Origin of the sequence: Hymenobacter cellulosilyticus (assembly GCF_022919215.1) — a bacterium.
Taxonomy (GTDB): domain Bacteria; phylum Bacteroidota; class Bacteroidia; order Cytophagales; family Hymenobacteraceae; genus Hymenobacter; species Hymenobacter cellulosilyticus.
In genome coordinates this window covers 730,488-743,143 of record NZ_CP095046.1, presented here as the reverse complement: position 1 = coordinate 743,143, position 12,656 = coordinate 730,488, and the positions used below count along the sequence as shown (strand labels likewise).

The following is a 12,656-nucleotide window of genomic DNA, read 5'->3' as shown; positions in this document are numbered from 1 at the left end:
TTTGAAGAGTTAGGGTTTGCAAAAGGCTTCCTTTGAACGTCCTACTATGCTTGTTGGTACGTAGCCTAAGTCTAAAATTCCAACCACAGCCCGAAGTAGCAGAACGAAATTTGCCACTTCACCTCTTATCCTCCAATCGTGCTCATCGACTCAAAGCTGAGTTGATGCACAGGGCGCTGGCGTTCGGCTTCGAAACCGTTGGCTGCCCGATGGCGGAAGGCGTTGGCTAAGGCGGCCGTTACGTCGGCATCAGGGGCGCCGGTGCGCAGCAGGGCCCGCACGTCGAGCACGCCCTGGTCGTAGAGGCAGGTTTTCAGGCCGCCTTCGGCCGTGAGGCGCAGGCGGTTGCAGGTGCCGCAGAAGGTGCGCGAGTAAGCCGCAATAATGCCCAGGCGCCCTGGTGACCCGCCGCGGTATAGTGCGAGGCCGTGTCGCCGGGCTTGGTGGCAATGGGCGTAAGCAAACCCAGGTGCTGTTCCAGGTGCTCCCGGATGCGCACGTGGCTCCACGGAATCTGGATGGCGCCGTGGCTGCCGCCGTTGAAGGGCATTTCCTCAATAAACCGTACGTCCACAGGCAGGTCGCGGGTGAGTTCGGCCAGGGGCACGAGGTCCTCGATGTTCTGCCCATCCATCACTACGGCGTTGATTTTGACCTTGATACCGGCCGCTAGCAGAGCATAAAACGTGTCGAGCACGCGCGGCAGCTCGTCGCGGCGGGTGATGCGGGCAAACCGGGCCCGGTCGAGCGTGTCCAGGCTCAGGTTCACGGTGCGGATGCCCAGGCGGGCCAGCTCCGGAATATGGGGCGCAGTCAGCACGCCGTTGGTCGTCAGGCTGATGTCGTCGATGCCGTTGATTTCGCTCAGGCGGCCGATGAAGGGCACTAAGTCGCGGCGCACGAAAGGCTCACCGCCGGTGAGGCGTACTTTGCGCACGCCCAGGCCAGCCAGCAGGGCCACTACCCGCTCCATTTCCTCGTAGGTCAGCAGCTCCTGCTTGGGCAAATACTGGATACCTTCCTCGGGCATGCAGTAAAAGCAGCGCAAATTGCAGCGGTCCGTGACGGCCAGGCGCAGGTATTCCAGCGGCCGGCCGTGGTTATCGAATAGAACAGGAGAAACAACGGACATAGACCAGCGAGAATACAACTAACTACTCAACGCAGACCGCGCTGAAAGGGATTCAGAACAAAAAACCGGAAACGGGCTTTTCTGTTCCGCCGCCGGCCGCGTATACTGCCTCCGGAGTATAGACAAACAAATGAAACTGAAAATTGCGCTTTTTGGCATCGCCAAAGAAATAGTAGGCAGCTCCTCGCTCGACCTCGACACGCCCGCCACCCAGTCGGTGGCCGGCCTGATGGGTCAGCTGCGGACCCAATATCCGGCTTTGAGTGAGTTAAGCAGCCTGGCCATAGCCGTCAACAGCGAGTATGCTGCCGATGAGTATCAGCTGCAGGAGCGCGACGAAGTAGCCCTGATTCCGCCCGTAAGTGGAGGATAGAGGCACAGGGCATCAACAAAAACATCTGTCATCCTGAGCAGAGCGAAGGACCTTATACCAGTTGAACAACTTGTTTCAACGTGATAAGGTCCTTCGCAGGCTCAGGATGACAGCGAAAATAACAGCACTTTATGCACATCTACCTTACCGACCAGCCCATCGACGTGGCCGCCGTGCTGGCGTCCGTGCAGGACGATGGGGCCGGGGCCGTCAATACCTTTATCGGGACGGTCCGTAACCAAAGCACCGGCCGCCGCGTGGTGCGCCTCGACTACGAAGCCTACGACGCCATGGCTATCCGGCAGATGGAGCACGTGGCCGAGCAAGCCCTGGAAAAGTGGCCTATGCTGCGGCAAGTAGCCGTAACGCACCGCAAAGGCCGCCTCGACATCGGCGACGTGGCCGTGGTGGTAGCCGTATCTACGCCCCACCGCGCCGACTCCTTTGCCGCCTGCCAGTACATCATCGACACCATCAAGCAGGTGGTGCCCATCTGGAAAAAAGAGGAGTACGAAGACGGCTCCGTGTGGGTAGCGGCCCACCCCTAACCTATGGAAGAATCGGCCCCGTTTTTGGCTTGCATTGAGCTCATTGGCGTCAACCCGTACGTGCTGGTGCCCGACCCGCTTCTGCAGGCATTGTTTGCCGCGGCGGGCAAAAGCACGGGCCCAATTCCGGTGCAGCTCACTATCGACGGGCACGCGTTTCCCCAAACCCTGGTAAAATACGCCGGGCAGTGGCGGCTCTACCTCAACGGCCCGATGCGGCAGGCCGCTGGCAAGCAGGTCGGCGACACGGCCACCTTCACCCTGCGCCACGACCCGCAGCCCCGGGAGCTGACCATGCACCCGCGGCTAAGTCAGGTCCTGGCCGAAAACGAAGCTGCCGCGGCGGTGTTCCACAGCCTGCCCGCCTCCCGACGCCTGGAAATCGTGCGCTATATTTCCTTTCTGAAAAGCGAGGAAAGTGTAGAGCGGAACGTGCACCGGGCTATCCGCTTCCTGCTGGGGCAGGAACGGTTCATCGGCCGCGACAAACCTTAGCGCAACTCGTTATGGGCGGCGGCAGCTTCTTCGGGTGTATTCACGTTGCGCAACTCCCGCGGGTCCGGGGCCACCAGCAGCTCGATGTCGGAGTTGATCAGCGCCTTGCGGGGGCAGGAGTAGCCCAGGCCCAGAAACCGCAGCAGCGTGCCGTAGCCGCGGGGTTCCCAGATGGTAATCAGGGGCTCGGGAAACTCGTTTTCGGGGCTTTGGAAGGCCGTAGCCATCTTGGCCCCGTTGCGGTGCTGCACTAGGTGCTGCAAGCTGGTTTCCGACAAAAACGGCAGGTCGCAGGCTACTACCAGCCAGGCTGCGTTGGGGTCGAGCTGAAAGGCCGAGAGGATGCCGCCCATAGGGCCCAGGTCCAGAAACCGGTCGGGGAGGGGCAGCAGGCCGGCGGGCAGGTCGGCCACCTGGTCGGGGCGGCAGGAAACGTGAACGTCGGTGCATACCTGGGCCAGCAGCTGGGCGGCGTACGCGCGCTGCTCCAGGCCGTGGTAGTTGAGGCGGCCCTTGTCAGTTTGCATCCTTTGGCTCTGGCCCCGGCCAGCACCAGGCCCCGCAAGGGCGGCAGGCTGCGTTGCCACCACTGCCGGATGAATTCGGCAATTGCTTCAGTATCAGCTAGGGACAGCTGCGGAATCGAAGGCTGACCGGCAAAGTGAGTTTGCAATACCGCCGGCAGCTCAGTTACGCCTTCGGGCAGCAACACCAGCTGCACATCGGTGAGCCGGTCGAGCTTCTTGTCCAGGGGCTTGGCCGGGTCCAGGATGATGATTTGCTGCTTGGCTCGGAAGTGGTTGCCGTTCACCAAGACCAGGCTTTGGTGAAACAGCAGTTCTTTCTGGGCAAAGCTGTCCAGCTCCCGGCGCTGGTCTACGCGGCGGAAGTGAATCTTGTCGGTTAGCTCGGCGCTGGCCCCGGCCTGCATGATGGGGCTGGCTCCGCCCGCGCCGCCGCTGTCGGCTTCGTCGCCGGCGGCGTGGTCGGCATCCACGTAGCCCACGCTCAGCTGCGGAGCCAGGTGAGGCAACAGCCGGGTTACCAGCTCCTTGATTTTGCCGCAGGGTGCGCCCAGAATAGCCAGCTCCTGCCGGCCAAACTCGCCCACAGCGGGGCGGGTGAGGGCCGCGTGCTTGGTGCGGGCCTTGGGCGCGTTGGGCATGGGGTTAGTCGACATGGTGAAAGTCGCTTTTGCCGCCGGTTTTGTCCAGCAGGCGGGTTTCCTGAATCACGATGTCGTGCGAAAGGGCCTTGCACATGTCGTACACGGTCAGGGCGGCCACCGAGGCGCCGGTCAGGGCCTCCATTTCCACCCCGGTTTTGCTTGTTACGGTGGCGGTGCAGATGATGTGAATAGCTTCCTCACTGACCACTTCAATCTGCACCTGGCAGTCGTCGAGGCCCAGCGGGTGACAGAGCGGAATCAAATCGGCGGTTTTCTTGGCGGCCATAATACCGGCCAGAATAGCCGTTTGAAATACTGGGCCCTTGCGGGTAGGCAGGTCGCCCTGCTGTACCAGACTCAGAATTTCGCGGCCCAGCAGCACGCGGCTGCGGGCCCGGGCCACGCGGCGGCTTGGGGTTTTGGCGCCCACGTCGACCATGGCTGGCTGGCCGGCGGCGTTGAGGTGGGTCAGGGAGCGGGAAGAATCAGACATGACGATGAAAAGGTAACTGCTTACAAAGCTGCAGCGCAGCCGAAAGTTGCAACAAACTGCCCGAACCAGCCGGCAAGCTCGGCCGGGCTTACATCTATTCGGGTGTATTTTGCGTTGTTGTCCTTCCTCGCGCTCCTAACGTATTTTCCCCGCAAGATGATTTCTGTCGAAGAAGCAATGCGCCGGGTGCTGGCCACGGCCCGGCCCCTGCCCGCCGAAACCATCCCGCTGACCCAGGCCGTGGGCCGCGTGCTGCAGGAGCCCCTGCACGCCGACCGCGACTTTCCGCCCTTTCACCGCGTGGCCATGGACGGCATTGCCCTGGCTTTCGAAAATGTGGCGGCGGGGCAGACGACTTTCCCCATCAGCGCTACCCAACTAGCCGGCATGCCGCCCCAGCCGCTGACCAATGCCCAAACGGCCGTCGAAATTATGACCGGGGCCGCCCTGCCGCCCGGCACCGATACGGTGGTGCGCTACGAGGATCTACAGTTTCACGAAACGAATGGGCAGCGCGTGGCCGCTTTGCAAATACCGCCGCCCAACGCCGGCCACAACGTGCACCACCGGGCCGCCGACCGCGAAGCCGGCGACCTGCTGCTGCCCAGCGGGGTGAAGCTGAGTCCGGCCGAAATTGCGGTGGCGGCTACTATTGGGGCCAGCACGCTGCAGGTAGCCCGGCGGCTGCGGGTGGCCGTAGTGAGCACCGGCGACGAGCTGGTGGAACTGACTCAGATGCCCTTGCCCCACCAGATCCGGCGCTCCAATGCTTATATGGTACAGGCTGCTCTGCACGAAGCCGGGGCCGAGAGTGAGGCATTTCACTTCAACGACGACCAGGAAGCCTTGCGCCGAGGCTTGCCGCCGCTGCTCGATGCTTTCGATGCCCTGGTGCTAAGCGGGGGCGTATCGAAAGGCCAGGCCGACTTTTTGCCTAGCATGCTGCAGGAGCTGGGCGTCACCCAAATTTTTCACGAAGTGCAGCAGCGGCCGGGCAAGCCCTTCTGGTTTGGCGAAAAAGCCGGGGCGCAGTAGTGTTTGCCCTGCCCGGCAACCCGGTTTCGACCTTCGTCAACTTCTACCAGTACGTGCGGCCCTGGCTGCAGCGCTGCCAGCAGCCCCACTACAAACAGCCCCGGCCTACGGCCCTGCTAGCCACCGATTTCAGCTTCACGCCCCGCATTGCCTACTTCCTGCCCGTACGCCTAGAACTCTCGCCCTACGGTCACCTGCTGGGTCATCCCCAGAAAATTGGCGGCTCCGGCGACCTAGCCTCCCTGCTGCACTGCGACGGTTTTCTGCGCCTGCCCGCCGAGCCCACCGAGTTCAAAGCCGGCGACGCTTTTCCGTTGGTTCGGTTTCGGTGAAGCAGTAAACGAATTGTCATTGCGAGGAAGCATGACGAAGCAATCCGTCCTCTACGCAGCTAGTCCCGCTCTTTTACCAGAAAGCCCTTTCTTGTTGAATACAGGAAAGGGCTTTTCAGTTTAGGAAGCGCAGTACATTTTAGAGGACGGATTGCTTCGTTCCTCGCAATGACACGAGTTTTTAACTCACCACTTCACCATCTCACCATCTCACAAATTCTCCACCTCCGAGCGTTTGAACTCGTGGCGGCAGTGAAAGCAATGGTAGCGTTTGCCGCGCAGCGGATAGCCCAGCAGCACCGAGAGCATCAGCATGGGGAAGCTGTAGGTATTGCGCGTAGCGGGCCCAAAGGCGACGTCGGTGGAGTCGCAGCGGGGGCAGTGCACGATGTCGGGCTGGGGCTCATCCTCGGCTCGGGAGGCCGTCATCGGCACGGTTTCGTAGCGCAGAATCTCGACGGCGGCGGCCACGTCCTGCTCCCGCACGTGCAGGCGCACGCCGCCCGAAGCCGGCCCGTAGAGCCGGTTGAGCGACACCAGATTTTCGTTGGTCAGAAAGCAGGGAATCTGCTCGGCTTCGAGGCGGCTTTTGGCCAGGTGGGCCGTGATGGGGTCAGCAAAGGACTCAAGCACCACAATGTGGTCCTCGGCGGGCTCAAAGGTCATGGGGGAAAGGCTACAAGTCAGAGAGTAAGTAACAAACAAAAGAGCATTCGGCGGCGGGCCGGATGCTCTTTTTATTTTGACTAAAGCCTCTGGGAATCAGTTTACTTGAACAGCGCCAGCGCCTTGATAAAGGTTTGCGACACGCCCCAGGCCAGCGGAATGCCCACGTAGAGCCAGGCCAGTACCACGGAACCCCCACGGCGGGTTTGGTAGGCGCGGCGGCAGAAGAGGTTGGTTTCGAATCCATGTTAAAAGAAAGTAACAGGTGAGAAAATCAGGCTTAGTGGCCGCCGGCCTCGGGCGTCACGTCGCCCTTTTCGTAGTACTGGTCTTTTACGGCCGTTACGGCCAGGTTGGCCAGCAGGCCCAGCACCAGTACGCCGGCCATGGTGTAGAACACGTTTTGGTAAGCCGCCGCCCCGGTCAGGCCCTTGGCCTTGGCACCCTCGTGCAGACTGTGCACAATGAGCGGGCCTAGCACGCCCGCCGTGCTCCAGGCCGTAAGCAGGCGGCCGTGAATGGCACCCACCTGGTACTTGCCAAACAAATCGGACAGGTACGCCGGAATGGTAGCAAAGCCGCCGCCGTACATGCTGATAATCACGCAGGCCACCACCACAAACAAGGTGAGCTGCAGGCTGCGGCCCAAGCTTGGAATCAGAGCGTAGAGGGCAATGCCGAGGCCGAAATAAATGGCGTAAGTCATCTTACGGCCCAGCTTGTCGGAAGCCGACGACCAGAAGAAGCGGCCCAGCAGGTTGAACAGGCTCAGCAAACCCACAAAGCCCGCGGCGGCCGCCGCCGTAACGCCCCGGCCCGCGCCCATGGCCGAGTCGGAGAAGGTTTCCTGAATCAAGGGCGAGGCCGTTTCGAGTACCCCGATGCCGGCCGTCACGTTGGCGAGCAGCACCACCCACAACAGCCAGAACTGCGGGGTCTTGATGGCGTTGTCGGCCGATACGTTGCGGGTCGTAATCAGGTCGTTGTGCTCGGTGCTGGGCACGTAGCCCTCCGGCTTCCAGTCGTCGGCCGGCACCCGGATGGTCCAGACCCCGAACTGCATGAAAACCAGGTAAATCAGGCCCATCACGATAAACGTGGGCGCCACGCCCATCGGGGCCGAGTCTTTAAAGTGGGCCATCAGGTTGTTGGCCAGCGGGGAGCCAATCATGGCCCCACCCCCAAAGCCCATAATGGCCATGCCCGTAGCCACGCCCTTGCGGTCCGGAAACCACTTGATAAGCGTGCTGACCGGCGAAATGTAGCCGATGCCCAGCCCGATGCCGCCAATGACGCCGTAGCCCAGGTAGAGCAGCCAGATATTGTGCAGATGCACGCCCAAAGAGCCCAGCAGAAAGCCGCCGCCGAAGCACAAAGACGCGGCCAGCATGGCCTTGCGCGGTCCTACCCGCTCCAGCCATTTGCCAAACACGGCCGCCGAGAGGCCAAGCAGCACAATGGCAATGGAAAACGTCCAGCCAATCTGGCCCGGCGTCCAGTCGTCGGGGCGGGCTGGTCCACGTTGCCGCTAATGAGGGCGCCCAGGGGTTTGTTGAACACGCTGAAGGCGTAGGCCTGCCCGATGGCCAGGTGAATAGCCAGCGCGGCGGGCGGCACGAGCCAGCGGTTGTAGCCCGGCGGCGCAATGGTGCGGCTGCGGTCCAGAAAAGAATCGGCCATGAAGGTTGTGGTTGAGGTTGTGAGGTTGAGGATAGAAAAGAGCGGGAAAAGGTTGGTAAGTCCTAGCCGGGCGCTGCCGAAAGCAGTATGGGCCGGGCCAGGTTCTTAGTAAGACGGGATATTCTGGTATTGTTTAATTCTGGGCGGGCTCGTGCAGCAGCCAGCCCCGCGGACCTTTGGCCTGGGTGCCTTTCAGGAAAGTCTCCACGCCGGCCCTTATCCGCTCGGCCAGCTGCTGCTGAAAAGCGGGGTCCACGAGGCGCTTTTCGTCGTCGGGGTTCGACACAAAGGCCGTTTCAATCAAGGCGTTGGGGTACTCGGTAGGGCCATTCAGGTTGAAGTTGAAGCTGCCCACGTTGCCGAAGCCCTTGAGCCCGGTTTTGAGCACCTCATTGTAAATGGCCAGGGCCAGCGGCCGGTAGGCCACGTAGCGGTAGTACGTGCTGGTGCCCTGCACGGCCGCGCTGCCCGAGGAATTAACGTGGATGCTGAGCAGCAAATCGGGGTTGAGTTGGCGCATGCGCAGCACCCGGGAGCCGTTTTCCACCGACACATCGGCCTCCCGGGTCATCAGCACTTTGGCGCCGGCTTTTTCCAACTCCAGGCGCAGCTTCTGGGCAATGGCCAAAGTCAGCACTTTCTCCTGATTGCCGCTGGGCGAAGTGGCGCCCACATTGCTGCCGCCGTGGCCCGCGTCGAGGCCGATGGTCAGCCCCTTGAGCGTGAGCTTGGCCGGTGGCCGCTTCACCCGGATGCGCAGCGTGGTGCCGCGGTACTCAATGCCGTAACCCCAGGCCTGGGCGTGCTGCAAGGGCAGTACCAGCCGAAACACGTCGGGCTGGGGCTGCTCGTAGTACACGTCGCCCAGCTCCCGGATGCCGCCGCGCTGGGTTATCCAGTTGGTATTGGAAGTAGCCCCGAAAATATCCACCACGAGGCGGGTCGGGTTGGTCAGCAGTTGGGAGCGGTAGGGCAGGCGGGTTTCCAGCGGCACCTGCACGTAGTCGTAGAGCGAGTCGCCGGATACGCTGCAGGAGCCCGTGAGCGAGGCGGGCACGAAGCCACCGGGCGGCAGCAGGCGTACCACATCCTGGGGCACCCAGGCCTGCTGGTTTTCGGCCAGGCGCACCCGGTACTGGTTGCCTACCATACCTGTGAGGTGCAGCACCACGGCCGAGTCGAGGTAGCCGAACTTAGCTCCGCCGAGCCGGTCTTCGCCCAGGCCGTAGTTGAGGTAGGCCAAAGCGCCTTTGGTCAGGGCTAGCTGGGGCGTATTCGGGCTTAAAAACCGCACTTTGGTTCGGCTGAAAGCCGCCGCCAGTGCCACCGTGTCGTTGCGCATGACCTGAAACAGAATGGGCCGGTTCTGGAGCGTGTCGCCGGGCTGCACCACGTACGTGCCCTGGTAAATTCCGCGTTGGCCTTTCACGAGGGAAGGAGCCAACTCCGTCATGGGCAGGTTCTTGAAAAAAGTCACGCGCTGGCCGGGCCGACCTTTGAGCCGCACCTGCAGCCGGTCGCCGGGGCCGAGCCACTGGTTGACGGCCGGCACGGTTTCGGCGGTTTCAATCAGGGCCTGAGCTGGGGCCGGGCTCCAGCTGCCGAGCAGCAACAGCACAAGCAGCCAGAGGCGGCCGGGGCCGGAAAAGAAGCTAGTCATACAAAAACGCAAAAAAGCCCCGCCGAAACGGGGCTTTTACGGGCAAATACGGCGGCGTTAGTTTTTAACGGCCTGTCCAATGTCTTTCACGTCCCGGCTGGTTTCCAGGGCCGTAAACTCGGCTTGCAGGGCGCGAATGTGCACCTCGTCGCGGCCCTTTACGTCCAGCCGGATAGCCTTGAGCTGCTCGTTCAGGCGCTTGTAGATGCTGGTGGCGTAGTCCCAGTCGCGCTGGCTCCACTGGCGGCGCTGGGCGCGCGTCTGGCGGAGCAGCTGCACGTAGGCCGGCTCAATGGTAGCGGGAGTCAGGCTTTCAACGTCGGAATAAGACCCCAGCAACTGTTGGGTAAACGTTGCCGTGGCCGCCGCGTCAAGCGGCTGCCGATTACGAATCCGGGCGGCCGAGTCGTAGCGGGCCGCGCGCCGACCCGCGTTGCGGAGCTTGTCGGCGGCGCGGTCGGCCAGCGTATCCAGCTTACGGGCTTCGTCGCGCACGATTTCCTGCCGCTCGCGCGGGGTCGTGTCGCAGGCGGAAAGCGTCAGCAGGCCCAGCAGGGCCGCAGTCAGAGAAGAGTGGCGGAATGGTATCATGCAGTACTGTACGTAACCGGCGCGCGCAGGATTAGCGGCCGGCTACGGTCGAGCTACTGCGCTACCGTCTGCAGCTTAAAGGTGAAGGGCAGCTCATACACCACGGGTACCGCCCGGCTGCCCTTGCGAGCCGGAATCCACTGGTTGGGAATGGTGCGGCACACGCGCATAGCTTCCTCGTCGCAGCCACCGCCCACGCTCATCAGCACCTTGTGGTTGGAGGCCCTGCCCAGGGTGTCAATAGCAAAGGAAATCAAGACTTTACCCTGCAGCTTGCGGTCCTGCGCTACCGGCGGGTAGACAATCTTGGTGGTGTACGTCGCCAGGATTGGGTCGCCGCCGATAAACAGCGGGGGCTGATCCACGCGGCTGCGCGTCCACTGCCCGGGCTGCAGCTCCACGTCGTAGGGAACATCTTCGATGGGGCGGAAAAAAACCAGCTTATTGGTCGTGTGGTCGTACTTCTGCACAATCACCTGCCGACCGTCGCGGGTGTAGGCGTAGTATTCCCAAACGCCTACTTTATTTCCTTTTTCAACCATTCCGCTTTCAAACTCAGTTTTGCGGAGACGTTGGGACCAGCCCACTGTCGGCAATGCACAGGCCAACAGTACAACGAGTACAGTTTTTTTCATAGACGGGTGGGAAATGCTTCAACAAAACTAGCAGCAGCCAACCGGGGGGACTCGGTTTATACTGAATGCTTGAATAGTCCTATTGAAAGCTAGTTGTTACAGTAGGGTAAAATGAGTCGGAAAGTGGTAGGCAGGTTGTTAATCAAAGTAAAGAAGCCAAAAAGGCAACTATTCCGCTCTTTTTGAAAAAGGCGGAAGCTCAGTAAAGTTAAAAATTAATATAGAGTTGCGCAAGAATAAGTTGGCCTATAAATCCTCCTCGAGCTGGTCGCGCAGGTCGTGCAGTCGAGCTTGCAGGCCCGGCAGGTTAGGGCATAGTGCTTCCACGCGCCGCAAGGCCCGCAAAGCGGCCCGGTAGTCGCCCAGGGTTTGCAGAATCGTGGCCCAGCCCGACAGGGCCCCAAAGTGCCGGGGCTCCCGCTGCAGGGTTTGGGCAATATCGAGCAGGGAAGCCCGGTACTCGCCCGCAGGAAATAGGCCGTGGCGCGCTTGTTCCAGGCCTCGGCAAACTCGGGCTGCTCCTCGATAATAGCGGTGAATACCCGAATGGCGGCCGTATAGTCGCCGGCGGCCAGGGCCCGCAGGCCCGCTTCCAACTCCTTGTCCAGGCGCTGGTCGCCGGTCATCAACCACAGCTGCCAGATGCCGTTTTGCAGGGCCTCAATTTCGGTGGGCGTGGTGGCGTGGCGCAGTCGGGCAAACAGGTCGTCGAGGGAGTCCAAAGGCGAAATGGTGAAATGGTGAAGTGGTGAGTTGTCGTTCAACATACGCACAGCGGCGCAACTAGAACAGCAAACTCCCCATTTCACAAGTTCACCATTTCACCACTTAAAACAGAGCCGAGGCCACCCGCCGGATAGATTCCGACTTGCCCATGGAGTAGTAGTGCAGGCAGGGCACGCCGTGGGCCATGAGCTCCTTGCTTTGGTTGATGCACCACTCGATGCCGATTTGGCGGGCCGCTTCGTTGTCGGCGGCGTGGTGTACGGCCTCAGCCAGCTCCTCCGGGATGTTGAGGTAGAAGGAGCGGGGCAGCATCGTGAGCTGGCTCTTGGTCGTCAGGGGCTTGAGGCCGGGGATGATGGGCACCGTGATACCCGCCGCCCGACACTTCTTCTCGAAGTTGAAGTACTGCTCGTTGTCGAAAAACATCTGGGTCACGATGTAGTCGGCGCCGCGGTCCACTTTGTGCTTGAGGTAGCGCAGGTCGGCCCCGTAGTTGGGAGCCTCAAAGTGCTTTTCGGGGTAGCCGGCCGTGCCGATGCAGAAGTTGGTAGCCCAGGTGTCGTCCTGCTCCTCGTCAAGGTATTCGCCCTTGTTGAGGTTGGAAACCTGCCCAATCAGGTCGCAGGCGTAGGCGTGGCCGTCGGGTTCGGGCTTAAAGTGGCCTTCGCTCTTGATTGGGTCGCCGCGCAGGGCCAGCACGTTGTCGATGCCCAAGAAGTGCAGGTCAATCAGCGCGTTTTCGGTTTCCTCCTTCGAGAAGCCCCCGCAGATGAGGTGGGGCACGGTGTCCACGTCGAAGCGGTTTTTGATGGCCGCGCAGATGCCCACGGTACCGGGCCGGCGGCGCACGGTTTTCTTTTCCAGTAGGCCGTTGGGGTGCTGCCGGTACACATACTCCTCCCGGTGGTAGGTCACGTCGATAAACGGCGGCTTGAACTCCAGCAGGGGCTCAATGTTGGAAAACAGCGTCTGAATATTCTCGCCCTTGCGGGGCGGCAGCACTTCGAAGGAAAACAGCGTTTTGCCGTCGGCGCGGGACAGGTGTTCGGTTACTTTCATAGTGAGCTTCAGCTAGTGGCTGAAGAGGCGTTGTCATGGTAATGGCGGCTCGTTTTCCTGAAG

Annotated in this window: 16 protein-coding genes and 1 pseudogene; 5 read left to right on the top strand and 12 right to left on the bottom strand. The window is 61.4% G+C overall.

Annotation, left to right across the window (positions count from 1 at the left end):
- Positions 1-125 precede the first annotated feature (125 nt).
- A pseudogene (gene moaA, locus MUN79_RS03750) lies at positions 126-1,132 on the bottom strand (GTP 3',8-cyclase MoaA).
- Positions 1,133-1,262: 130 nt separating this feature from the next.
- Here moaA and MUN79_RS03745 point away from each other — a divergent pair.
- The 3 genes from MUN79_RS03745 to MUN79_RS03735 all read left to right on the top strand — a co-directional run bounded on the left by MUN79_RS03745 (position 1,263) and on the right by MUN79_RS03735 (position 2,548).
- Positions 1,263-1,505: a MoaD/ThiS family protein gene (locus MUN79_RS03745; RefSeq protein ID WP_244676455.1), complete on the top strand. Its 243-nt coding sequence runs from the start codon at positions 1,263-1,265 to the stop codon at positions 1,503-1,505.
- A 131-nt stretch (positions 1,506-1,636) separates the two neighbouring features.
- Positions 1,637-2,053: a molybdenum cofactor biosynthesis protein MoaE gene (locus MUN79_RS03740; RefSeq protein ID WP_244676454.1), complete on the top strand. Its 417-nt coding sequence runs from the start codon at positions 1,637-1,639 to the stop codon at positions 2,051-2,053.
- Positions 2,054-2,056: 3 nt separating this feature from the next.
- Positions 2,057-2,548 carry a DUF1905 domain-containing protein gene (locus MUN79_RS03735; protein ID WP_244676453.1) on the top strand — a complete coding sequence of 164 codons (492 nt, stop codon included), beginning with the start codon at positions 2,057-2,059 and terminating at the stop codon, positions 2,546-2,548.
- Here the strand turns inward: MUN79_RS03735 and MUN79_RS03730 are convergent.
- Entirely contained in the window at positions 2,545-3,075 is a 531-nt protein-coding gene (locus MUN79_RS03730) for an NTP transferase domain-containing protein (RefSeq protein ID WP_244676452.1), read from the bottom strand. The two genes, MUN79_RS03735 and MUN79_RS03730, sit on opposite strands and share 4 nt — an antisense overlap.
- Before the next feature lie 642 nt (positions 3,076-3,717).
- Positions 3,718-4,209, bottom strand: a complete 492-nt coding sequence (moaC, locus tag MUN79_RS03725) for a cyclic pyranopterin monophosphate synthase MoaC (RefSeq protein ID WP_244676451.1) — start codon at positions 4,207-4,209, stop codon at positions 3,718-3,720.
- A gap of 156 nt (positions 4,210-4,365) precedes the next feature.
- Between moaC and MUN79_RS03720 the strand changes: the two genes are divergently transcribed.
- Positions 4,366-5,244, top strand: a complete 879-nt coding sequence (locus tag MUN79_RS03720; RefSeq protein WP_244676450.1) for a molybdopterin molybdotransferase MoeA — start codon at positions 4,366-4,368, stop codon at positions 5,242-5,244.
- Positions 5,244-5,576: a MoeA family protein gene (locus MUN79_RS03715; protein WP_244676449.1), complete on the top strand. Its 333-nt coding sequence runs from the start codon at positions 5,244-5,246 to the stop codon at positions 5,574-5,576. The genes MUN79_RS03720 and MUN79_RS03715 overlap by 1 nt, the downstream gene beginning before the upstream one ends.
- A gap of 210 nt (positions 5,577-5,786) precedes the next feature.
- On the opposite strand, the gene MUN79_RS03710 is transcribed toward MUN79_RS03715, so the two are convergent.
- From MUN79_RS03710 to metF, 9 genes are all read right to left on the bottom strand, one after another.
- Positions 5,787-6,242: a putative signal transducing protein gene (locus MUN79_RS03710; protein ID WP_244676448.1), complete on the bottom strand. Its 456-nt coding sequence runs from the start codon at positions 6,240-6,242 to the stop codon at positions 5,787-5,789.
- Between the two features lie 101 nt (positions 6,243-6,343).
- A complete protein-coding gene (locus tag MUN79_RS32245) occupies positions 6,344-6,430 on the bottom strand; it encodes an MFS transporter small subunit (RefSeq protein ID WP_445991693.1) in 87 nt (28 codons plus the stop codon).
- Between the two features lie 92 nt (positions 6,431-6,522).
- Positions 6,523-7,698 carry an OFA family MFS transporter gene (locus MUN79_RS03705; RefSeq protein WP_244676447.1) on the bottom strand — a complete coding sequence of 392 codons (1,176 nt, stop codon included), beginning with the start codon at positions 7,696-7,698 and terminating at the stop codon, positions 6,523-6,525.
- The gene (locus MUN79_RS03700; RefSeq protein ID WP_244676446.1) at positions 7,647-7,922 is read right to left on the bottom strand and encodes a hypothetical protein; all 276 of its coding nucleotides are present in this window, start codon (positions 7,920-7,922) and stop codon (positions 7,647-7,649) included. Before MUN79_RS03700 ends, MUN79_RS03705 begins: the two co-directional genes overlap by 52 nt.
- 133 nt (positions 7,923-8,055) lie before the next feature.
- A complete protein-coding gene (locus MUN79_RS03695; protein WP_244676445.1) occupies positions 8,056-9,582 on the bottom strand; it encodes an N-acetylmuramoyl-L-alanine amidase in 1,527 nt (508 codons plus the stop codon).
- A gap of 57 nt (positions 9,583-9,639) precedes the next feature.
- Complete coding sequence (locus tag MUN79_RS03690; RefSeq protein ID WP_244676444.1) at positions 9,640-10,173, bottom strand: hypothetical protein; 534 nt, start codon at positions 10,171-10,173, stop codon at positions 9,640-9,642.
- Between the two features lie 53 nt (positions 10,174-10,226).
- Positions 10,227-10,715 carry an energy transducer TonB gene (locus MUN79_RS03685; protein WP_244676443.1) on the bottom strand — a complete coding sequence of 163 codons (489 nt, stop codon included), beginning with the start codon at positions 10,713-10,715 and terminating at the stop codon, positions 10,227-10,229.
- A gap of 308 nt (positions 10,716-11,023) precedes the next feature.
- Positions 11,024-11,575: a tetratricopeptide repeat protein gene (locus tag MUN79_RS03680; protein ID WP_244676442.1), complete on the bottom strand. Its 552-nt coding sequence runs from the start codon at positions 11,573-11,575 to the stop codon at positions 11,024-11,026.
- A gap of 61 nt (positions 11,576-11,636) precedes the next feature.
- Positions 11,637-12,593, bottom strand: a complete 957-nt coding sequence (gene metF, locus MUN79_RS03675) for a methylenetetrahydrofolate reductase [NAD(P)H] (protein ID WP_244676441.1) — start codon at positions 12,591-12,593, stop codon at positions 11,637-11,639.
- Between the last annotated feature and the right edge of the window lie 63 nt (positions 12,594-12,656).